The sequence below is a fragment of the Streptomyces sp. NPDC107559 genome, from assembly GCF_055657365.1.
In genome coordinates, this window is record NZ_JBVKBD010000062.1 from 1 (window position 1) to 1,441 (window position 1,441).

General features: G+C 68.7%; 1 protein-coding gene. It reads left to right on the forward strand.

Going from position 1 to position 1,441, the window contains the following annotated elements:
* Positions 1-201: 201 nt before the first annotated feature.
* Positions 202-1,419: an IS110 family RNA-guided transposase gene (locus tag ACZ7OY_RS44610; RefSeq protein WP_472251225.1), complete on the forward strand. Its 1,218-nt coding sequence runs from the start codon at positions 202-204 to the stop codon at positions 1,417-1,419.
* The last annotated feature ends 22 nt before the right edge of the window (positions 1,420-1,441 follow it).

A 1,441-nucleotide genomic window follows, 5' to 3' on the forward strand; every position in this document is an offset into this window, starting at 1 on the left:
GTCCTACCTTTCTTCTTGGGCTTGATCGGTCATTCGTAAGATCGATGGGCCCAGGGGCTCTGGGTATGGCTGTCACAGGCACGCCGCTGGATGGCTCAGGAGACTTGGCCGCCCGGAGCCCCGCGACGACTCGACCGCTAATTGGGAGACGCGACCCGATCGCTGTGTAGGACAACGTCGGCGAGGTCGTCTGCCGGGTTCATGCACGACGAGCTGGCGGAGGTGGCCGTGCCCGAGATCTGGGCCGGAGTGGACATCGGCAAGGAACACCACCACTGCGTGGTGATCGACGCCCAGGGCAAGCGGCTGCTGTCGCGGCGGGTGCTGAACGACGAGACCGAGCTGCTCAAGCTCGTGGCCGACGTGCTGGAGCTGTCGCGCGACGTGCTCTGGGCGGTGGACATCAACCATGGCGGTGCCGCGCTCCTGCTCGGCCTGCTGGTCGGCCACGACCAGCGCATCACCTACATCACCGGCCTGGCCGTCCACCGCGCCTCGGCCGGCTACCGGAGCCAGGCCAAGACCGACGCGAAGGACGCCTTCGTCATCGCCGACCAGGCCCGCATGCGCACCGACCTCGGCGTCCTGCGGCCCGGAGACGAGATATCCGTCGACCTGCGCACCCTGGTCACTCGCCGCACCGACCTGGTCTGTGACCGCACCCGGCAGATCAACCGCCTTCGCGCTCAACTGCTGGAGATCTTCCCCGCGTTGGAACGCGCCCTGGACCTGACCAGGAAGGGCCCGATCCTGCTGCTGACCGGCTACCAGACCCCGGCCGCGATCCGCCGCGCCGGCATCCCGCGCATCACCACCTGGCTCAAAAACCGCAAGGTCTACGGCAGTGCTGCCCTGGCCAAAGCCGTCGTGGAGGCAGCCGAGGCCCAGAACACCGCACTGCCCGGCGAGAAACTCGCGGCCACCATGGTGGCCCGCCTGGCGAAGGGGGTGATGGCCCTCGATGAGGAGATCGCCGAGATCGAAGCCCTGATCGAGGCCCGGTTTCGCGAGCACCCGCACGCCGAAGTGATCCAGAGCCTGCCGGGCATGGGCGCCATGCTGAGCGCGGAGTTCCTCGCCGCGACGGGCGGCGACATGGACGCTTTCGGCACTGCCGACCGCCTGGCCGGCTACGCCGGCCTTGCCCCCGTCCCCCGCGATTCCGGACGCGTCAGCGGCAACCTCCACCGCCCGCGCCGCTACCACCGCGGCCTGCTCCGCGCCTTCTACCTCTCCGCATTCGCCAGCCTCCGAAGCTGCCTGGCCTCCAAGCGCTTCTACGAACGCAAGCGGGCCGAAGGCAAAGGACACAAGCAGGCGCTGCTGGCGCTCGCCCGCCGCCGGGCCAACGTCCTGTGGGCCATGATCCGCGACGGAGCGTGCTACCAAGCCACACCACCGGTCACGGCAGCGGCTTGACAACGTCATTGGGAAGTCTCCT